The sequence below is a fragment of the Streptomyces sp. NPDC048419 genome (assembly GCF_043200415.1).
In the GTDB taxonomy this organism is placed as follows: Bacteria; Actinomycetota; Actinomycetes; order Streptomycetales; family Streptomycetaceae; genus Streptomyces.
Genome location: NZ_JBICXT010000008.1, coordinates 165,814 through 184,638 on the forward strand (window position 1 = coordinate 165,814; position 18,825 = coordinate 184,638).

Here is an 18,825-nt window from a genome sequence, read left to right on the forward strand (position 1 = left end):
GACGGCATACGGGACGGCATGGTGGCCGTCGCCGCCGGCGAGTTCCTCGTGGGCAGCCAGGACGCGCTCGCCTATCCGGCGGACGGGGAGGGCCCGCTGCGCACGGTGTTCGTCGACTCCTTCTGGATCGACGCCCGCACGGTGTCCAACGCGCAGTTCGCGCGCTTCGCCGCCGACACCGGGTACCGCACCTCCGCCGAGCGGATCGGCTGGTCGTTCGTCTTCGCGGGGCGGCTCCCGGACGATTTCCCGCCGACCCGGGCTGTGGCGGCCGCGCCCTGGTGGCGGCAGGTGGAGGGGGCCGACTGGCGCCGTCCGGACGGCCCGTACTCCACCTGGGAGGACCGGCCGGACCATCCGGTCGTCCACGTCGACTGGGACGACGCCCGCGCCTACTGCGCCTGGGCCGGCAAGCGACTGCCCACCGAGGCTGAATGGGAGCGCGCCGCCCGAGGGGGACTGCACGCCAAGGTGTTCCCCTGGGGCGACGAGTTCGAGCCGGGCGGCCACCCCCGAATGAACGTGTGGCAGGGCGACTTCCCCCGCCGGCACCCTACGGCCGACGCCTGGTACGGCACCTGCCCGGTCGACGCCTACGAGCCCAACGGGCTCGGTCTGTACAACACCACCGGCAACGTCTGGGAATGGTGTGCCGACCCGTTCGTTCCCGGCGTCGGCCGGCGCGTCGCCAAGGGCGGGTCCTACCTGTGCCACACCTCGTACTGCCGCCGCTACCGGGTCGCCGCGCGCCAGGGTCTCCTCCCCGACTCGACAACCGGCAACGTCGGATTCCGCTGCGCCCTGGACCCGGCTTGAATCCGGAGTCCAGGCGCATCGGCCGCACCAGGTCACGTACTTGGCATCACTTGCCCAGCCAGGACTTCACCTTGCCGGGGTTCGCCTCGACCCACTTCTTCGCCGCCGCCTCCGGTGACATCTTGTCCACGGCGATGTACTTGGCGACGGTGTTCTGGTCGGTGTTGGTCCACCTGAACTTCCTGACTAGGTCGTAGGCCGGGCTGCCGGACTTGGCGAAGCGAGTGCTGACGATCTTGTCGAGGTCGAACACCGGGTAGTCGCAGGCGACCTTCGCCGGATCGGAGTCGCAACCCGCCGTGTGCCTCGGCAGGTTGACGTGGACCAGCGGCACCTCCGAGAAGAACCACTGCGGCTCGTAGAAGTAGCCGATCATCCACTTCTTGTTCTTCTCGGCGTCCCGGAAGCCCTGGATGAGGGCGGTCTCGCTGCCCGCGTACACCACCTTGAAGTTCAGCTTCAGGTTCTTCGCCAGAGCCGCGTCGTTGGTCTGGTACGACGGGTCGCCGTCGAGCAGCTGGCCCGCGCTGCCCGACTCGGAGGTCTTGAAGTGCGACGCGTACTTGTCGAGGTTTTTCCAGTCCACGATGTCCGGGTACTTCTTCGCGATCCACGGCGGGATGTACCAGCCGATGATTCCCTTGTTACCGGTCGCACCGAGGTCGACGGCGGATTTCTGCTGGTCGATGTACTTCTTCTTCAGGTCGTCGTGACCCCAGTTCTCCAGAATCGCGTCGACCTCGCCGGTCTCGAATCCCTGCCAGCCGATCTCGGCCTTGAGGTCCTTCTTGACGACCTTGCAGCCGATGTCGCGCCGGGCGACGTACGCGACGACCGCCGCGTCCGCCTCGTATCCCACCCACGGGTTGACGGCGAGGTTGAACGTGCCGCATTTGCCCGAACTCCCGCCTGCCGCGGCGGAGTCGTCGCCGACCTTCGCCCCGCCGCAGGCGGTCAGGGCGAGACCGAGTACGGCCGTTCCCGCCACGCCGGGACGCCAGTGCCTTGCTCGCGTTGCCATGTTCCTGCTCCTTGTACGGGGGAATTTCTCCGAAGCGGTGCCCGGCAGGAAAATGTCACGCGTTATTCTGGGAGCACCTCTGTACGCGGTGCAGTAAAAATGTCAGCCGTGCCGACGCCGGTCAACGAGACCTCTTGGCTCCACCCGAACCGGTTTTGAATGAACGCAATAGAAGCTTTCTATGTGTGTGAATTACGTGCTGCTGCTCGGCGGGAGCTGCGCCGGGCTGACGAGTTCGCCCAGTACCTCGGCCATGAAATGGACCAGCCAGCGTTGCGAGGGGCTGCGTGACGCCTCGTGCCGGGCGTACAGCGCGACTTCGATCGGCTCGGTCTCGAAGGGGAGTTGTACCAGACGCAGGCGATGGGAACCGTTGAACACCTCGCCGACGTACTCGGGGACGATCGCGATGAGGTCGGTCCGCTCCAGCAGGTAGGGGAGCATCGAGAAGCGCGTGGCCTCGACGGCCACCCGGTCCAGGAGGCCGTATGTGGCGAGCAGGGACCGGGGCACGACGTGGCCGCTGGGCCCGTACACCGTCACGTGATGTTCGGCCGCGAGTGCCGGCAGGGCGACCGACGCCCCGCTGATACGGGGGTGGTCCGCGGCGACCATGCCGACGTAGCGCTCGTGGAAGAGCGGGATGCGGACGGTGCGGTGGGAGGTCAGGACCGGGGTCGCGACGAAGGCGTCGAGTTCGCCGCGGCGGAGCTGGCTCTCGGCGGCGTCGACGTCCAGCGGACGGACGGTGAAGGAGACGCGCGGCGCGCGTTCCCTGGCCGCGGCCACGAGGCGGGGCAGGAGCGTCGCCTCGCCCAGGTCGGAGAGGGCGACGGTGAAGCGGCCGGACATGCTCTCCGGGTCGAAGCGGTCGCCCTGCCGGGTCGCCGCGTCGATGTCGGCGAGGGCCCGCTGCAGCGGCTCGTAGAGGCGCTGGGCGCCCGCGGTCGGGGTGAGACCGCGGCCGGTGCGGCGGAAGAGCTCGTCGTCGAAGTGGCGGCGCAGCTTGCCCAGGCTGTAGCTCACGGTGGGCTGGGTGACGTGCAGCGTCTCCGCGGTGGCCGTGACGCTGCCGGTCTCGTAGAGCAGCACGAAGACCCGGGCGAGGTTGAGATCGAAGCTGCTCACATCGATGGAGTCTATATCGCAGCGCGACAACATCTATTGGTCGGCATGTCGCACGGTGCCTAGCGTGTCCCGCACCACTTGAGAGGACCGCCTGTGACATCCGTGCGTCGTATCTGCCATGAGTTCCTCCAACGGCAGGGGCTCACCACCGTCTTCGGCAATCCCGGCTCCAACGAGCTGCCCTTCCTCGCCGACCTGCCGGACGGGTTCCGGTACGTCCTGGGACTGCACGAGGGCGCCGTGGTGGGCATGGCCGACGGCTACGCGCAGGCCACGGGCCGCCCGGCGCTGGTCAACCTGCACGCCGCCTCCGGCTCCGGCAACGCGATGGGAGCGCTCACCAACGCCGTGGCCGCGCGCACGCCCCTGGTGATCGTGGCGGGCCAGCAGGTGCGCCCGGCCATCGGACCGGAGGCCAACCTCGCCAACGTCGACGCCCCGTCCCTGATGAAGCCGCTGGTCGGCTGGGCCGCCGAACCCGCGTGCGCCCAGGACGTGCCCCGCGCGCTCGCGCAGGCCGTCTTCGAGGCGCGGCTTCAGAGCCGGCCGACCTACCTCTCCGTCCCCTACGACGACTGGGCGGTGGACGCGGGCGAGAACGCGCCGGCCGTGCTGGACCGGCAGGTGCGGCGCGCGAGTGCGCCCGGCGGGGAGCAGGGCCGTCTCCTGGCCGAGGCGGTCATCGGGGCGCGACGGCCCGCGCTCGTGCTCGGCGGTGACATCGACGCGGCCGGGCTGTTCGACGACGCCGTGCGGCTGGCCGAGCGCCTGGGTGGTCCGGTGTGGGCGGCGCCGTCGCAGTTCCGGCTGCCCTTCCCGAACCGTCATCCGCAGTTCCGCGGCATTCTGCCCGCCGGCATCGAACCCGTCTCCCGCGCCTTCGAGGGCCATGACCTCGTGCTGGTGCTCGGGGCCCCGGTATTCCGCTACCACGAGTACCTTCCCGGCCGGTACCTGCCCGAGGGCACACGGCTGATCCAGGTCACGGAGGACGCCTCGGCCGCCGCGCGTGCGCCGATGGGCGAGGCGCTGGTCGCCGACCCCGCGGCCGTGATCGAGCTGCTGATGACGGCGCTCGACGCGCCCGAGCGGCCGGTCGGCGACTACCGGCCCGTGCCCGCGCCGCTCACGGCGGAGGGCCCGCGTCTGCACCCGGAGGAGGTCTTCGCGATCCTGCGCGACGAACTGCCCGACGACACCGCGTACGTGGTCGAGTCGACCTCGACGAACTCCTCGTGGTGGCGCCAGATGGACCTGCGCCGGCCCGGCTCCTACTACTTCCCGGCCGCCGGCGGGCTCGGCTTCGGCCTGCCCGGCGCGGTCGGGGTCGCCATGGCCCGGCCCGACCGGCCGGTCGTCGGAGTGATCGGGGACGGCTCGGCCAACTACGGCATCACCGCCCTGTGGACGGCCGCGCAGCAGCGCCTGCCCGTGACCGTGGTGCTGCTGCGCAACGGCACGTACGGGGCGCTGCGCTGGTTCGGCGACCTCCTCGGTGTACCGGACGCGCCGGGGATGGACATCCCGGGTCTGGACTTCACCCGCATCGCCGAGGGCTACGGGGTGCCCGCCCAACACGTGGACGGAGTGGAGGAGTTGAGGGACGTGCTCGCGGAGCGCCCGGACGGCCCCCGGCTGGTCCAGGTCGACACGGCACTCACCACGCCGTCCTGACGGCAGCACCGTAACCGCACGACCGCACGCCCCTCCTCGGAGAACTCACCACCCCTTGGGTGACGGAAGGGAAAACGATGACACTCCTGGACAGCGCCGTCTGGAGCAAGAAGTTCTTCAGCGACGGCTGGAAGGACGCCACCCGCGAGCACCCCGTCACCGAGCCGGCGACGGGCTCGCAACTCGGCACCGTGGGCCTGGCCACGGCCGAGGACGTGGAACGCGCCGCCGCCCGGGCCGCGGAAGCTCAGCGGGCCTGGGCCGCCACCCCGCCGCAGCGGCGGGCGGCCGTGCTGCGCCGTGCGGGCGAGCTGTTCACCGAGCACGCAGCCGAGATCGAGGACTGGCTGATCCGCGAGGCCGGATCGGTGCGCTCCAAGGCGGCGTTCGAGGTGCGGCTCGCCATCGGCGAGTGCTTCGAGTGCGCGGGACTGCCGACGCATCCGCAGGGTGAGGTGCTGACGTCCGAGGAGGCACGCTGGTCGTTCGCACGGCGCCGTCCCGCAGGCGTGGTGAGCGTCATCGCACCGTTCAACTTCCCGCTCATCCTCGGTCTGCGCTCGGTGGCGCCCGCGCTGGCCCTGGGCAACGCCGTGCTCCTCAAGCCGGACCCGCGCACCGCGGTCGTCGGCGGAGTCGTCATCGCCCGCGTCTTCGAGGAGGCCGGACTGCCCTCCGGCCTGCTGCACCTGCTCCCCGGCGACGGCTCGGTCGGCCAGGCCGTCGTCGAGGCGCCCGAGGTGCGGGTCATCTCCTTCACCGGGTCCACGCCGGTCGGGCGGGCGATCGGTGAACGGGCCGGCCGCCTGCTGAAGCGGGCCCACCTCGAACTCGGCGGCAACAACGCGCTGGTGGTGCTGCCCGGAGCGGACGTGCGGAAGGCCGCCTCCGCCGGCGCGTTCGGCTCCTATCTGCACCAGGGGCAGATCTGTATGACGACCGGCCGCCACATCGTGCACGAGTCGCTGCTGGAGGAGTACAGCGCCGCGCTCGCCGAGAAAGCTCGGGCGCTGCCCGTCGGCGATCCCGCGCGGGAGGACGTGGCGCTCGGCCCGATCATCGACCGGCGGCAGCTGGAGCGGATCCACGGGATCGTCACCGAAAGCGTCGCGGCGGGCGCGACGCCGGTCGCGGGCGGCGAGATCGCGGGCGCCTGCTACCCGGCGACCGTGCTCACCGGCCTCACGACCGACATGCCGGCGTGGCGCGAGGAGATCTTCGGACCCGTGGCTCCCGTCATCGGGTTCTCGACGCTCGAGGACGCCGCGCGGATCGTCAACGACTGCGAGTACGGCCTGTCCGTCGGAATCCTCGGCGACGTCGGCACGGCGATGAAGCTCGCCGACCGGATCGACTCCGGCAAGGTCCACATCAACGAGCAGACCGTCAGCGACGAGCCCAACGCCCCCTTCGGCGGGGTGAAGGCCTCCGGCACCGGGTCCCGGTTCGGCGGAGCCGCCGCCAACGTCGAGGCCTTCACCGAGACGCAGTGGGTCACCGTCCGCCCGGACATCGCCGACTACCCGTTCTGAGACTCCCCCGTCCCCACTCGGTCCCCCCTAGCCGCTCCAGAGGGAACATCACATGGCACCCACCGCCTCGACCAGCGCCACCAGAACCGACACAAGAGCCGGCGGCCCCGGCCGCAACGTCTGGACCGTGGTCCTGTGCTGGATCACCGTCCTGCTCGAGGGCTACGACCTCGTCGTCCTCGGCGCCATCATCCCGACCCTGCTGAAGACCCATCACCTCGGCATGACGGCCGCGGACGCCACCACCGTCGCCACGCTGTCCCTCGTCGGCGTGGCCATCGGCGCCGTCCTGGTCGGCCCGCTCGCCGACCGGTTCGGGCGGCGGCTGCTGCTCATCGGCTCGGTGGTGGAGTTCTCGATCTTCACCCTGCTGGTGCCGCTCGCCACGTCCGTCACGATGTTCGCCGCACTGCGGCTCATCGCCGGCATCGGCCTGGGCGCCTGCATGCCGGCGTCGCTGACGATGATGGCCGAGCACATGCCCGCCGCTCGCCGGGCACGCGCCAGCACGCTGACCATGACCGGCTACCACACCGGCGCGGTGATCACGTCGCTCCTGGCCCTTCAGGTCACCGACAACTGGAAGGTCCTCTTCTACGTCCTCGGCATCGCCGGTCTCGTCATCGCGGTCATCCAGTGGTTCCGGCTGCCGGAGTCGGCGGCGTTCGTCCGCGCCAAGGAGGCGCCCGCGTCCCGGCGCGTGCCGTTCTCCGAACTGCTCAAGCCGGCCTACCTCCGCGCGGGCATCGGCATCTGGGTCGCCTCGTTCATGGGCCTGCTGCTGGTCTACGGCCTCAACACATGGCTGCCCAAGCTCATGAACGACGCCGGCTACCCCGTCCCCACGGCCGTCACCCAGCTGCTCGTCCTCAACGTCGGCGGTGTGGCCGGCCTGATACTCGGCGGCTACGTCGCCGACCGGCGCGGCATCAAGCTCACCACGCTCGGCTGGTTCGCGGTGTCGGTGGCCATGCTGGCCTGCCTCAGCATCAAGATGCACAGCGACCTGCTGCTGAACGTCGTCGTCTTCCTCACCGGCGTGTTCGTCTTCTCGGCCCAGGTGCTGGTCTACGCCTACGTCACGAACTACTACCCGGCCGCCGTCCGCGGCACGGCCCTCGGCTCCGCCTCCGGCATCGGCCGTATCGGCTCCATCGTCGGCCCGACCATCACCGGTGCCCTCGTCGCCGCCGGCATCGGCCACCCCTGGGGCTTCTACTTCTTCGCCGCCGTGGCGGTCGCGGGCTTCCTCGCCGTGCTCACGCTGCCCGCACGACCCGCCGCCACATCCGCGGAGGTCACCGAGCCCGCCGTCTGAACCCGGCGCAGGGGCGGCACGGACGCGGGGCGCGTCCGTGCCGCACATTCGTGCACCGGGTAAGAATGAGGACCATGCCCGGCACCAGCGACACGAGCAACGGAAAGCATCCGGTGGAACTCGGCTCCGTCCAGGAGACGCTGTTCATTCCGCTGGCCGCGCGGGCCCGGGAGACCGTGAAGAAACGGCCTCTGCTGCGGGATCCGAAGTCGGTCGAGATGATCCGCGAGATCGACTACCCGGCCGAGAAGTACGGTCCCGGCCCCGGTTCGTCGATCACGGTGCTGCGTACCGCGATCGTGGATTCCTGGGTGCGGGCGTTTCTCGCGGAACATCCGGCGGGGACGGTCGTCGAGATCGGCACGGGGCTCAACACCCGCTTCGAGCGGGTCGACAACGGCTCGGTGCACTGGATCGACCTCGACCTCCCGGACACCGTCGAACTGCGCCGGAAGTTCTTCACGGACACCGCACGCCGCCGTATGGTCGCCGCGTCGGTGCTCGACGAGGGGTGGCTGCGCACGGTCGAGGCGTACCCCGGGCCCTACTTCTTCGTGGCCGAGGGCGTGCTCGTCTACCTGCCGGAGGACCGGGCGGCCGAGGCGCTCACGCGCATCTCACAGCGGTTCCCCGACGCCCTGGTGGCTCTCGACACCTATCCTCGGCGGCTGCTGGAGAAGCAGCATCAACAGGCGGTCCAGAGGGGGATGGAGGCCCGCTGGGCCTGGTCCTGCGAGGACCCGCGATCGCTGGAGAGGCTCGGCCTGCGGGTCGTGGAGGCGGCGGCCGTCACCCGGCCCCCTCGTGCCGTGCGAGCTCAACTGCCCCTGCGTTTCCGGGCCTTCCTGCCCCTCGCCGACCGGCTGCTGCGCGGCCTGTTCAACATCACGCTCTTCCGGGCCGGTTCACGTCCGGACTGAGCGCCTGGGTCAGGCCTCCTCCCCCGGCGCGTGCTCCAGGTCGGCCACCGCCGCCGCCTGCTCCCGCACGTGCTGGAGGAACCGCGCCGGGTTCGGCGGGAGCGTGCCCGAGGTCAGCCAGGCGATGCCTATGTCCCGGGTCGCCTCCACATCGGTGACCTGCAGATACGACGGCGCGCTGGCCGGCGCGGAGGCATGCGGGCGCGGCACCAGCGCGACGCCGAGGCCGGCGCTGACCAGGCCCCGCAAGGTGGCCACTTCGTCGCCCTCGAAACCGGCCCGGGGCGTGAACCCGGCGGCGCGGCACAGTGTCTCGGTGACGGAGCGCAGGCCCTGTTCGTGCCGCAGCAGGATGAACGGCTCCTCGGCGACCTCGGCCAGCCTGGCCCGCCGCCGCTGGGCCAGGCGGTGTCCGGGCGGCACGGCCAGCCACAGCGGCTCGACCAGCAGGCGCCGCCAGGTGATCAGGGGATGGCCGGGGTCCCCCGCCGTGAGCAGCAGATCGGCCGTGCCGTCCAGGAGGGTCTCCACCAGTACGGCCTCGCTGCCCTGACGCAGTCCGAACCGGGAGAGCGGGAAGCGTGCCCGGAATCCGGTGATCAGCGGTGGCAGCAGCCAGGTGCCCAGCGAGTGCAGGAAGGCGAGCGGGATCAGGCCCGACTCCGGGGACACGGTCTCGTGGACCGCCCGCAGGCCGCGGTCCAGGTGGTCGAGTGCGGCATCCGCGTGCTGCTTGAAGGCCCGGCCGGCCGGGGTCAGCCGCAGCACCCGGCCCACCTGCTGGAAGAGCTCGGCGCCCGCCTCGTGCTCCAGACGCCTCAGCGCACGGGACAGGGCCGGCTGCGTCATGTGCGCGTCCGCCGCGGCCCGCGTCACCGTCGCACCGTCCGCCACGGCGACGAAGCACCGCAGTACCTGCACCTCCATGCGATCGATGCTACTGAGGCATGGAACGACACGCATCAAGGCATTGGACGCATGGAACTCCCACGACGACCCTGGAAGGGATGACAGGGCGACCGACGGTCCCGGCCCCGACACCTCACGGAGCGACGATGAACACGTACTGGAACGCAGGCAAGAGCAGGTTCGAGACCTCGGCGCGCGGCCGGGCCGTACTGGCCGATCCCCGGCTGAACCGCGGCACGGCCTTCACCGAACGAGAACGCCGCGACCTGGGCCTGGACGGCCTGATCCCACCCCACATCCTGACGCTTGACCAGCAGGCACGGCGCGCCTACGGCCAGTACACGGAGCAGCCCACCGATCTGGCCAAGCACGTCAACCTGTCCGCCCTGCACGACCGCAACGAGGTGCTGTTCTACCGCCTGTTGAGCGACCACCTCTCCGAGATGCTGCCCATCGTCTACACGCCGACGGTCGGCACGGCCATCGAGCGGTACAGCAACGAGTACCGGCGCCCGCGCGGCATCTACCTGTCGGTGGACGCGCCCGAGGACATGGAACGCGCCCTGCGCTCCTCGGGGTTGGCGGCCGGTGACGTCGATCTGATCGTGGCGACGGACGGCGAGGCCATCCTGGGCATCGGCGACTGGGGGGTGGGCGGCATCGACATCTCGGTGGGCAAACTCGCCGTCTACACCGCGGCGGCGGGCATCGACCCGGCCCGCACCCTGGCCGTCGTCCTCGATGTCGGCACCAACCGTCAGCAACTCCTGGACGACCCGCTCTACTTGGGCAACCGCCACCCCCGCGTGGACACGCGGACGTACGACGCCTTCATCGACCGGTACGTCACCACCGCGGAACGCCTCTTCCCCGACGCCATGCTGCACTTCGAGGACTTCGGGCCCGCCAACGCCCGCCGCGTCCTCGACCGTTACCGCGGCGAGCACTTCGTCTTCAACGACGACATCCAGGGCACCGGCGCGGTCAACCTCGCCGCGGTCCTGTCCGGCGTACGGGCCAGCGGAATGCCGCTGCCCGAGCACCGCGTCGTGGTCTTCGGCGCCGGCACGGCGGGCATGGGCATCGCCGACCAGCTGCGGGACGCCATGGCCGCGGAGGGCCTGACCCGCGAGGAGGCCACCGCCCGGATCTGGGCCGTGGACCGCCACGGGCTGATCACCCGTGGCCAGGAGGGCCTGCGGGACTTCCAACTCCCCTACGCCCGCGCCGCCGAGGAGGTCGCGGGATGGCAGCGGGACGAGAAGGTCGCAGGCATCTCCCTGGAGGAGGTGATCCGCCGGGTCCGGCCCACCGTCCTGATCGGGACCTCCGGCCAGGGCGGGGCGTTCACCGAGACCGTCGTACGGGAGATGTCCGCGCACACCGAACGCCCCATCATCCTGCCGATGTCGAACCCGACCAGGCTGGCCGAGGCCGTCCCCTCCGAGCTGCTGGACTGGTCCGACGGCCGCGCGCTCGTCGCGACCGGAAGCCCGTTCGCGCCGGTCACCAGCGGCGGGGTCACCTACGAGATCGGCCAGGCCAACAACGCGCTGGTCTTCCCCGGCCTCGGCCTGGGCGCCGTCGTCGCCCGCGCCATCCGGGTCACCGACGCCATGCTGTCCGCCGCGGCCCACGCGGTCGCCGACCAGGTCGACTCCTCCCGGCCCGGCGCTCCCCTCCTGCCCCTCACCACTGAACTGCGCCGGACGTCCGCCGCGGTGGCCGTCGCCGTGGCCCGGGCCGCGGCCGAGGACGGCGTCGCCCGGGAGCCCGTGGACGACACGATCGAGGAGCTCGTACGCCGGGCGATGTGGGAGCCGGTGTACCGGCCCGTCGTCGGTGTCTGAGGCGGTGGATTCGACTACGCCCGCCCGCACAGCAGTTGCCGCTGTACGCCAACACGGCCTCGTCGTCCCGCCGTTGCTGCTGCTGACGCTGCTCAGCGGTGTCATCGACGCGGTCAGCCTCCTGGGCCTCGGCCAGACGTTCGTGGCGAACATGACCGGCAATCTCGTACTCGTCGGCCTGACCCTCGCCGGCACACCGGGATCCTCACCCGCCGGACCGCTGACGGCACTTGGCGGCTTCGTCGTGGGAGCCTTGCTGGTGCGCGCCGTGGCTCCGCACCATGTGAACCACCAGGCGCTGGTGGGGATCTGCGCACTGCTGGAGGCCGCCCTGTTCGTCGTGGCCGTACTTACGTGGTCGTACAGCGGCGATCAGGAGCCCGTGCTGCTGCCGATCGCTCTGTGCGCAGTGGCGCTGGGCATGCAGAACGCCGCGGTCAGGCGGCTCGGCGTCGCGGGGCTCACCACCACGGTCATGACCAGCACGCTGACCGGGCTGTTCGCGGGCCGTGCGGAGGAACGCACGTCGTCGTCGAATTCGCGGCAGGCACTGAGCGTTCTGACCCTGGTCGGCGGCGCCGCGCTCGGTGCGGCGGCCGTCCGGCTGACCGGTCCCCGGTGGACGCTGGCCATGGTCGCCGCCCTTGCGGTCGTCGTCGCGTTCACTCTGCTCTCGCCCGGTTGGCCTTCAGCAGGCCGACGCCCAGCGGAGTGAGCACGTGCAGCACGGTGTTCCGGTCGCGGACCGAAACGGCCAGCTCGGCCTCCCGCAGAATCCTGACGTGTTCGCCGGCCGTCGCGGCGGTCACGCCCGCCCGGCGGGCCGCCTCACCGGTCGTGCACCCGTCCTCCAGGGCGCGGAGCACAGCGGTCCGTCCATGGCCGAGGAGCCGGTCCAGCGTCGTACGGGCCCCGTCGCCCGGCCGCTGGGGCGGCGCCCACCAGTGGTGGGTGCGCGCGACGGGGTAGACCAGCACCGGCGGCAGTCGCGGGTCCGACAGGGTGATGGGGGTCTGCCAGCAGAAGACCGAGGGCACCAACAGGAGTCCTCTGCCGTGCAGTTGGAGGTCGCGGTCGAGGGGATAGGCCGTTTCGAGTACGGGCGAACGCCAGCGCAGTGACGGACCCAGGGTCGACAGCAGCGCGTCCACTCCGCCCCGCAGCAGTTCCCTGGCGCGCACGGCGCGGTCCGCCTCGATCTGTGCGCGCACCGCGGACCAGTACGGGGGCAGGGCCGCGTCGAAGTAGCGGTGCAGCGCCTGTCCCAGGGTCTCCAGTGCCTGGGGTTCCCCGTCCGCGAGAGGGCGCAGCCAGGAAGGCGCCGCGGCCAGCACGTTCATCTCCTCCCGCAGACGCCTGCGGGAGGTGGAGAGAATCGCCTGGACTCCCTCCTGCAGTCCTCGGGACGCCTCGGCCGGATTGAGGAAGTCGGGGAAACTGCCGCGCGGCGGGGCCAGCGCCCTGACCAGATGCAACTGCCGCAGGGGCAAACGCCGCAGCCGGGCACGCGCCTGGCCGCTCCAGGTGTCGAAGACGGCACGTCCCTGACGCGTCCCCAGCAGATTCAGACTGAGGACGATCTCCCACAAAGGATCGGGGACGGCGGCGACGCGCGTCCTGAGCAAGTCTTCGCGCGTGAAATGCACTCGGAGCACGGAACTCTCGCAGTCGGTCACGTGATGAGCTGAAGTGGGGGCACGCGATGGGCACGCGATTGTCCTCATGGTCCCGTGGAAGCGAATTCCCCGACATCTCGTTTCGCGCCAACCGCCCTCGCCAATTCGGCCTCGGCGCACGGCTGTTCGGCCGCATCATCAGGCGTATTCGACGAGGATCGAATGACCTGGCACCTGGCACGGGCGGCAGGCAACCTGAAGACGCACGCGACCGTGATCTTCGCAGGACCGACCAACAGGGGGAACATCGTCATGCGCAAACGCGCTGCTTTCGGGGCGGTGGCGGCCGCCGCCTTCGCCACCGTGCTGGCGACCGCGCCGGGTGCCTCGGCCGAGGCCAATCCGCCCGGCTGTCCGAAGGAATACTTCTGCGCCTACAGCGGAGAGAACCAGACCGGTCAACTCGTGGTGAAAACCGCGGGGAACTGGTCCGGGAACGTAGCCTTCCGCTCCGCGTTCAACAACGGCATCCGGTTCCCGGGCGCCGACCACGTCGACATGACGTACGCCGTCGACGGCGGGACGGAAACCGTCTGCCTCCACTACAACCCGGGCCCCGGCGCCTACAAGGGGAACGCCGCTCCGGGCACCCGCATCGTCAAGGTCGTCTGGCGCGGCGAATGCTGACGGGCGGTCCGCGCACGATGCTGACCGGCAGGCGGCTCGGCGCACTGGGCGCCGGGGCCGTGGCGGTGGCCTTCACCGGCGTCCTTGCCACCGCTCCGACGGCCGCCGCGGAGGCCAACCCGCCCGGCTGCGGGAAGGGCTACTTCTGCGCCTACAGCGGGCCCGACCAGACGGGAAGGCTCGTGCTGAAGGTGGCGGGCAACTGGTCCGGCAACCTCGGCGTCGGCTCGATCTTCAACAACGGCGTCCGGTACCCGGGTGCCGACCACGTCGACGTCACGTCGTACGTGGGCGGACAGCCGTCGACCGACTGCTTCCACTACAACCCCGGTCCTGGCCGCTACAAGGCCAACGCCGAGGGGGGCCTGACCATCACCCGTGTCGTCTGGCGCGGCGAGTGCTGAACCACCGACACAGCAGCTGAGTCACCGACACCGGATGTCGTCCTGACGGAGGTCTCATCCATGCGCGCGAAGCGCTCCTTCCTCGGCATCATCGCCGTACTGGCCTGGGCACTGCTGGCCGCCTTCACCACCGGATCGGCTCACGCGGCAGCCGTCCCCGACACCCACGCCGGCGACCGTGTGCAGGTCGCGCCGCCGGCACCGCGCGACGCCGGGGCACTGCCGGACCGGGCCGCCGCCGTCTCGCCCACGATCTCTCCGGCCACCAACTGGATCCACCGGGCGGAGAACGAGACGTTCGACTGCAAGGCCGGAAACCTCTGCCTCGAGGTGTGGGATCCCACGGTCTCGAAGTGGAAGGTCTTCTTCCTCTACACCTGCAACCGCTACTCCCTGTCCAACTGGCTCAACTCCGGCTACTACCTCAACAAGCAGACCGGCTCGGTCACTTCGTACTTCTACGGCGCCCAGGGCCAGGTCCTGCGGACCTTCTCCCCGCCGCAGGTGGGGACGCAGGACTGGAATCCGGTCTGGTCCGTCCGCAACTGCTGACGCCTCGTCGTGACCGAGTCGTGGTGCCCGTCCGGGAGCGTCCCGGGCGGGCACTCCGTAGGCTGAGGTCTGCAGAAGGCCTGACCTGGCGAACGGCTGCCGCACTGTCCCCTCCCCTGCGAGGCACCGCATGATCGAGTTGGCCGCGGTCTTCGCCGTGGCGGGCGCCGCGAGCAACGCCGTGGGGACCGCCTTCCAGCGCAAGGCGGCCTCCACCACCAGCAAGGGCGGACTGCGCCTGCTCGCGGAACTGGTGCACCGGCCCGCCTGGGTGATCGGCATGGCCGGGGTGATCGGTGCCGCGCTCTTCCAGAGCCTGGCCCTGGTCAACGGCCCCCTCGCCCTCGTGCAGCCGCTGTTCATCCTCGAGCTGCCCTTCGCCCTGCTCGTCGCCTCACCGCTGATGCACCGCCGACTGCCGGCTCTGGGCTGGTGGGGCGTGGCCGGCGTGGTGGCCGGCCTGGCTCTGAGCCTCGCCTCCGCCGCCCCGCACGGAGCAGACGACGCGGCCCCCATGACGCGCTGGATTCCGGTGCTCGGCGTCTGCCTGGGCGCGATGGCCGTGGCCGTCGTCCTGGCCCGCCCGGGACGCCCGGCGACCCTGCGGGCCGCGCTCCTCGCCGCCGCGGCCGCGATCGGCAACGCTCTGACGGCGGCCCTGCTCAAGTCCGCGACGGGCACGTTCGCCGACCACGGCCTCACCGCCTTCCTCACCGCCTGGCAGACGTACGGCTTCGCACTGGCCGGCGTGGCCGCGTTGCTCCTGCTGGAGAACGCCCTCCAGGCGGGCCCGCTGGTCGCGTCCCAGCCCGCGCTGACCATCGGCGACGCGACGGTCAGCCTGGCGCTCGGCATCATCCTGTTCGACGAGCAGATCCGCACGGGCTGGTGGCTGGTGCCCGTGCTCCTTGGCGCCCTGCTGATCCTCGCGGGCGTGGTCGTACTGAGCCGGGCGGTGCAGGTTCTCGGGCTCGGCCGCTGACATCTTGCACCGGGACGCCGGCGACACCCTGGCCGGGGCCCGACCTGCACAAAGAGATCCGAATTCCCGGTCGCGCCCGGAACAAACAATGGAATCTCCGTGCGTGAGGCGCATTTCCCGGGGCACCAGAAGCGTCGGAAGAAACGACGGAGGTGCACGAATAATGATTCCCTTGCTTCTTGTTCTGCTGCTTGCCCTGATTCTTTTCGGTGCCGGTTTCGCACTCAAGGCACTGTGGTGGGTCGCGGTCATCGTGGTGGTGCTGTGGCTGATCGGCTTCGTGGTCCGGCCCGCGGGGAACGGCGGCCGCAGGGGCCGCTGGTACCGCTGGTAGTTCCGGCAGGACATGACGGTCACCGCGCGGGGCCCGCAGGCACAGAGCCTGCGGGCCCCGCGCGACACTGGACACCGACGGCCCGTGGCGCACAACGCCGCGACCGACGGAGCAGGAAGGGCCCCGCGCTGATGAGAATCGTCCAGTTGGGAACATCCGCCGTGTCCGGTATCTCCGGCCTGTCCGCTCTAAGAGGGCAGCTGGGCAGGGGCCTGTTCACCCGCGTCGCAGGCCCGGACGGCCCGCGCAACCGCGCCCGCATCCACGAAACCCCTGGTCCGCGCTGGTTCGAACCGGAGCGCCCGATCCGCCGGGTGCACGGAGACGCCTCGATGTTCATCGGCGGACTCTCCGCGCTGCTGCTGCAGTCCCTCCACCCGCTGGCCATGGCCGCCGTGGCGGCCCACTCCGGCTACCGCGGCGACCCCTGGGGCCGGCTCCAGCGCACGAGCACCTTCCTCGCGACGACGACCTACGGAACCGCGGAGCACGCGCGGCAGGCCTGCGAACAGGTCCGGTCGGTCCACGAGCGCATTCAGGGATTCACCGTCGACGGTGACGAATACCACGCCGCCGACCCTCATCTGCTCGGCTGGGTGCACGCGGCCGAGATCGACAGTTTCCTCCGCGCGCATCAGCGCTACGGGACGAATCCCCTCTCCGACGACGGCTGCGACGGCTACATCGCCGACACCGCCCGTATAGCGACCGAATTGGGCGTGCCCGACCCGCCCCGCAATCGCGCGGAACTCGCCGAGCTGTTCGCCTCCTACCAACCGGAACTGCGTGCCACCGCCCAGGCACGCGAGGCCGCCCGCTTCCTGCTCCTCAACCCGCCCGTCCCCCTCGCCGTGCGCCTTCCCTACGGCGTCCTGGCCGCCAACGCCGTCTCCCTGCTCCCCTCCTGGGCCGCCCGGGCACTGCGTCTGCCGAGGCTCCCGGTCGTCGACGAGTGGTGCGTCAGGCCCATGGGAAGCGCCGTCACGTCCGCGGTCCGCTGGGTGATGGCACCGTCGCGCCCCACGACGACCTCGACGACCTCGACGACCTCGACGACCTCGACGACCGGCTGAGTACACGGAGGGCAGGAGGCCCACCCCTTGTTCGAGGACTTCGAGACCGAACGGATCGACGTCGGCGAAGCATCGATCTTCGTCCGCTTCGGCGGAGTGGGCCCGCCGGTGGTGCTGCTCCACGGTCACCCCCGCACGTCCGCGACGTGGCACCGTGTCGCCCCGCTCCTCACCGGACGGGGCTTCACCGTGGTCTGTCCCGACCTGCGCGGATACGGCCGGTCCATCGGCCCGGCGCCCACCGCCGATCACTCGGCGCACTCCAAGCGATCCGTCGCCGACGACGTGGTCGCCGTGATGCGGTCGCTCGGCCACAACCGGTTCGCGCTCGCCGGGCACGACCGCGGCGGACCTGTCGCACTGCGCCTGGCGCTCGACCACCCCGAGGTCGTCTCGCGGGTGGCGCTGATCGACTGTCTGCCCGTCTCCGAGCATCTGTCCCGCATCACGGCCGAGTTCGCCACAAAGTGGTGGCACTGGTTCTTCTTCGCCCAGCCGGAGATTCCCGAACGGATCATCAACGCCGATCCGGACGGCTGGTACCGCGGCGACCCGAAGACCATGGGTGAGGAGAACTACGGCGAATGGCGGGCGGCCACGAGAAACCCCGACGTGGTGCGGGCCATGCTGGAGGACTACCGGGCGGGCCTCACGATCGACCGGCGGCACGAGGAGGAGGACCACGCCGCCGGCAAGCGGATCCGGTGCCCGGCACTGATCCTCTGGTCCCTCAAGGACGACCTGGAGGACCTGTACGGCGACCCGGTGAGCATCTGGCGCCGATGGACGGTGGACGTACGCGGCCATGGCATCGACGCCGGACACCACGTGGCCGAAGAGGCCCCGGACGCCCTCGCGTCGTCCCTCTCGGCCTTCTTCACCGGGTCTGAGTAGGGCCGGCGTCCACGCCCCGGCCGCTCGCCCTACTCGCTCTCCAACAGAGCGAGCAGGGGTGCTGCCGGCAGCGGGTGGCGGGTGTGCCCGCGCGGGCCCGTGGTCGTCGTAGCCGTCAGAAGTGCGTTGAGGACGGACTCCTCGACGGCGTCGAGCACGGCGGTGAACAGGGGGTCGAGGTCGTCGTCGCGAACCACGGCGGGGCCCGCGGGCGTGCGCAGGGGGCGGGTGCCGAAGGCGAGGCCGTAGTCGCCGCTGCCGTGGCCGTAACCGGCACCCACCCGGGCCAGGGCGTAGACGGCACGGCGGGCCAGGCGGGTCAACTGGCGCGCGTCCAGTGGGGCGTCGGTCGCGGCCACGACCATGCAGGAACCGATCTCAGGGGCAGATCCGGCGAGCGGCAGACCTACGTCGGCCGGAGTGACCGTGCGGCCTCTTACCCGCAGCGTGCCGCCGAAGTTGGCCTGCACCAGCACCCCGAGGGTGTTCTCCCGACCGGCGAGCGGCACGCGCCGCGACGATGTGCCGATACCGGCCTTGAACCCGAGCGCGGTCAGGCCGGTGCCGCCGCCGACGCAGCCTTCGGCGACCGGGCCGTACGACGCCTCGTCGAGCGCGGCGCGCACGTGTTCCTCCCGTACCGGACGTGACCGGATGTCCGACAGGAGACCGTCGTTGCACTCCCCCACCACCGGGTTCACGGTCCGGACGTCCGCGTTCCCGGGCCGTTCCAGCGTCCAGCCCACAAGCGCGTCCGCCACCCGGAACGCGGACAGCGTCGAGGTGAGCAGGACAGGGGTCTCGAGCGCGCCGAGTTCGGCGATCTGGGTGGCACCGATCAGCTTGCCGTAGCCGTTGCCCGCGAACACCCCGGCGGGCAGGGGGCTGCCCGGACCCACCCCGTCCGGCACGATCGCGGTGACCCCGCTGTGCACCCCGGGAGGGTGGATCAGCGTGGTGTGCCCGACCCGCACTCCGGGCACGTCCGTGAGGGCGTTGTACGGGCCCGCCGGCAGCTCGCCGACGGCGAGCCCGATGGCGCGGGCTCTGCCGCCGGCCGTGGGCGCTGGTGGATCGGGATCGCGCATGTCCGGCACGGTAGCGGCACTGCGCCG

Annotated in this window: 19 protein-coding genes; 14 read left to right on the forward strand and 5 right to left on the reverse strand. The window is 71.0% G+C overall.

The features are described 5' to 3' along the window. Positions 1 to 18 precede the first annotated feature (18 nt). On the forward strand, positions 19 to 816 hold the full coding sequence (locus ACGFYN_RS19145; RefSeq protein WP_393866990.1) for a formylglycine-generating enzyme family protein: 798 nt from the start codon (positions 19 to 21) through the stop codon (positions 814 to 816). A 46-nt stretch (positions 817 to 862) separates the two neighbouring features. On the opposite strand, the gene ACGFYN_RS19150 is transcribed toward ACGFYN_RS19145, so the two are convergent. Both ACGFYN_RS19150 and ACGFYN_RS19155 read right to left on the reverse strand, forming a co-directional pair. Beyond that, positions 863 to 1,837 (reverse strand): ABC transporter substrate-binding protein, encoded by a 975-nt coding sequence (locus ACGFYN_RS19150; protein ID WP_393866991.1) that lies wholly within the window; start codon positions 1,835 to 1,837, stop codon positions 863 to 865. 192 nt (positions 1,838 to 2,029) lie between these two features. Then, on the reverse strand, positions 2,030 to 2,965 hold the full coding sequence (locus ACGFYN_RS19155) for a LysR substrate-binding domain-containing protein (protein WP_393866992.1): 936 nt from the start codon (positions 2,963 to 2,965) through the stop codon (positions 2,030 to 2,032). A 93-nt stretch (positions 2,966 to 3,058) separates the two neighbouring features. Here ACGFYN_RS19155 and mdlC point away from each other — a divergent pair, with 93 nt between their 5' ends. From mdlC to ACGFYN_RS19175, 4 genes are all read left to right on the forward strand, one after another. Then, a complete protein-coding gene (gene mdlC / locus ACGFYN_RS19160) occupies positions 3,059 to 4,639 on the forward strand; it encodes a benzoylformate decarboxylase (protein ID WP_393866993.1) in 1,581 nt (526 codons plus the stop codon). Positions 4,640 to 4,716: 77 nt separating this feature from the next. Then, positions 4,717 to 6,171, forward strand: a complete 1,455-nt coding sequence (locus ACGFYN_RS19165; protein WP_393866994.1) for a benzaldehyde dehydrogenase — start codon at positions 4,717 to 4,719, stop codon at positions 6,169 to 6,171. 52 nt (positions 6,172 to 6,223) lie between these two features. Further along, complete coding sequence (locus ACGFYN_RS19170) at positions 6,224 to 7,489, forward strand: MFS transporter (protein ID WP_393866995.1); 1,266 nt, start codon at positions 6,224 to 6,226, stop codon at positions 7,487 to 7,489. 74 nt (positions 7,490 to 7,563) lie between these two features. Further along, a complete protein-coding gene (locus ACGFYN_RS19175) occupies positions 7,564 to 8,409 on the forward strand; it encodes a class I SAM-dependent methyltransferase (protein WP_393866996.1) in 846 nt (281 codons plus the stop codon). A 9-nt stretch (positions 8,410 to 8,418) separates the two neighbouring features. Here the strand turns inward: ACGFYN_RS19175 and ACGFYN_RS19180 are convergent, their stop codons facing one another. Then, the gene (locus ACGFYN_RS19180) at positions 8,419 to 9,336 is read right to left on the reverse strand and encodes a LysR family transcriptional regulator (protein ID WP_393866997.1); all 918 of its coding nucleotides are present in this window, start codon (positions 9,334 to 9,336) and stop codon (positions 8,419 to 8,421) included. Positions 9,337 to 9,464: 128 nt separating this feature from the next. On the opposite strand from ACGFYN_RS19180, the gene ACGFYN_RS19185 reads away from it, so the two are divergent. Both ACGFYN_RS19185 and ACGFYN_RS19190 read left to right on the forward strand, forming a co-directional pair. Then, complete coding sequence (locus ACGFYN_RS19185; protein WP_393866998.1) at positions 9,465 to 11,168, forward strand: NAD-dependent malic enzyme; 1,704 nt, start codon at positions 9,465 to 9,467, stop codon at positions 11,166 to 11,168. Between the two features lie 4 nt (positions 11,169 to 11,172). Continuing rightward, complete coding sequence (locus ACGFYN_RS19190; protein ID WP_393866999.1) at positions 11,173 to 11,883, forward strand: YoaK family protein; 711 nt, start codon at positions 11,173 to 11,175, stop codon at positions 11,881 to 11,883. Here the strand turns inward: ACGFYN_RS19190 and ACGFYN_RS19195 are convergent. Then, positions 11,831 to 12,793 carry a helix-turn-helix domain-containing protein gene (locus tag ACGFYN_RS19195; RefSeq protein WP_393867000.1) on the reverse strand — a complete coding sequence of 321 codons (963 nt, stop codon included), beginning with the start codon at positions 12,791 to 12,793 and terminating at the stop codon, positions 11,831 to 11,833. The two genes, ACGFYN_RS19190 and ACGFYN_RS19195, sit on opposite strands and share 53 nt — an antisense overlap. Positions 12,794 to 12,898: 105 nt before the next feature. On the opposite strand from ACGFYN_RS19195, the gene ACGFYN_RS19200 reads away from it, so the two are divergent. The 7 genes from ACGFYN_RS19200 (at position 12,899) to ACGFYN_RS19230 (ending at position 17,710) form a co-directional block, all read left to right on the forward strand. Next, positions 12,899 to 13,471, forward strand: a complete 573-nt coding sequence (locus ACGFYN_RS19200; protein ID WP_393867001.1) for a peptidase inhibitor family I36 protein — start codon at positions 12,899 to 12,901, stop codon at positions 13,469 to 13,471. Then, the gene (locus ACGFYN_RS19205; protein WP_393867002.1) at positions 13,465 to 13,875 is read left to right on the forward strand and encodes a peptidase inhibitor family I36 protein; all 411 of its coding nucleotides are present in this window, start codon (positions 13,465 to 13,467) and stop codon (positions 13,873 to 13,875) included. The genes ACGFYN_RS19200 and ACGFYN_RS19205 overlap by 7 nt, the downstream gene beginning before the upstream one ends. Before the next feature lie 60 nt (positions 13,876 to 13,935). Next, on the forward strand, positions 13,936 to 14,427 hold the full coding sequence (locus ACGFYN_RS19210) for a hypothetical protein (protein WP_393867003.1): 492 nt from the start codon (positions 13,936 to 13,938) through the stop codon (positions 14,425 to 14,427). Positions 14,428 to 14,557: 130 nt separating this feature from the next. Continuing rightward, a complete protein-coding gene (locus tag ACGFYN_RS19215; protein WP_393867004.1) occupies positions 14,558 to 15,409 on the forward strand; it encodes a DMT family transporter in 852 nt (283 codons plus the stop codon). Between the two features lie 163 nt (positions 15,410 to 15,572). Then, on the forward strand, positions 15,573 to 15,743 hold the full coding sequence (locus ACGFYN_RS19220) for a hydrophobic protein (RefSeq protein ID WP_393867005.1): 171 nt from the start codon (positions 15,573 to 15,575) through the stop codon (positions 15,741 to 15,743). 146 nt (positions 15,744 to 15,889) lie between these two features. After that, on the forward strand, positions 15,890 to 16,816 hold the full coding sequence (locus ACGFYN_RS19225) for an oxygenase MpaB family protein (protein WP_393867006.1): 927 nt from the start codon (positions 15,890 to 15,892) through the stop codon (positions 16,814 to 16,816). Between the two features lie 27 nt (positions 16,817 to 16,843). Further along, positions 16,844 to 17,710: an alpha/beta fold hydrolase gene (locus ACGFYN_RS19230; RefSeq protein WP_393867007.1), complete on the forward strand. Its 867-nt coding sequence runs from the start codon at positions 16,844 to 16,846 to the stop codon at positions 17,708 to 17,710. 29 nt (positions 17,711 to 17,739) lie between these two features. Here the strand turns inward: ACGFYN_RS19230 and ACGFYN_RS19235 are convergent, their stop codons facing one another. Next, on the reverse strand, positions 17,740 to 18,798 hold the full coding sequence (locus tag ACGFYN_RS19235) for a P1 family peptidase (protein ID WP_393867008.1): 1,059 nt from the start codon (positions 18,796 to 18,798) through the stop codon (positions 17,740 to 17,742). Positions 18,799 to 18,825: the final 27 nt, after the last annotated feature.

Excerpts from the sequence above, each read along its gene's own strand:
- ACGFYN_RS19145 (WP_393866990.1), top strand. The coding sequence starts at position 19 with ATGGTGGCCGTCGCCGCCGGCGAGTTCCTCGTGGGCAGCCAGGACGCG.
- ACGFYN_RS19150 (WP_393866991.1), bottom strand. The coding sequence starts at position 1,837 with ATGGCAACGCGAGCAAGGCACTGGCGTCCCGGCGTGGCGGGAACGGCC.
- ACGFYN_RS19165 (WP_393866994.1), top strand. The coding sequence starts at position 4,717 with ATGACACTCCTGGACAGCGCCGTCTGGAGCAAGAAGTTCTTCAGCGAC.
- ACGFYN_RS19170 (WP_393866995.1), top strand. The coding sequence starts at position 6,224 with ATGGCACCCACCGCCTCGACCAGCGCCACCAGAACCGACACAAGAGCC.
- ACGFYN_RS19175 (WP_393866996.1), top strand. The coding sequence starts at position 7,564 with ATGCCCGGCACCAGCGACACGAGCAACGGAAAGCATCCGGTGGAACTC.
- ACGFYN_RS19180 (WP_393866997.1), bottom strand. The coding sequence starts at position 9,336 with ATGGAGGTGCAGGTACTGCGGTGCTTCGTCGCCGTGGCGGACGGTGCG.
- ACGFYN_RS19185 (WP_393866998.1), top strand. The coding sequence starts at position 9,465 with ATGAACACGTACTGGAACGCAGGCAAGAGCAGGTTCGAGACCTCGGCG.
- ACGFYN_RS19205 (WP_393867002.1), top strand. The coding sequence starts at position 13,465 with ATGCTGACGGGCGGTCCGCGCACGATGCTGACCGGCAGGCGGCTCGGC.
- ACGFYN_RS19210 (WP_393867003.1), top strand. The coding sequence starts at position 13,936 with ATGCGCGCGAAGCGCTCCTTCCTCGGCATCATCGCCGTACTGGCCTGG.
- ACGFYN_RS19215 (WP_393867004.1), top strand. The coding sequence starts at position 14,558 with ATGATCGAGTTGGCCGCGGTCTTCGCCGTGGCGGGCGCCGCGAGCAAC.
- ACGFYN_RS19220 (WP_393867005.1), top strand. The coding sequence starts at position 15,573 with ATGATTCCCTTGCTTCTTGTTCTGCTGCTTGCCCTGATTCTTTTCGGT.
- ACGFYN_RS19235 (WP_393867008.1), bottom strand. The coding sequence starts at position 18,798 with ATGCGCGATCCCGATCCACCAGCGCCCACGGCCGGCGGCAGAGCCCGC.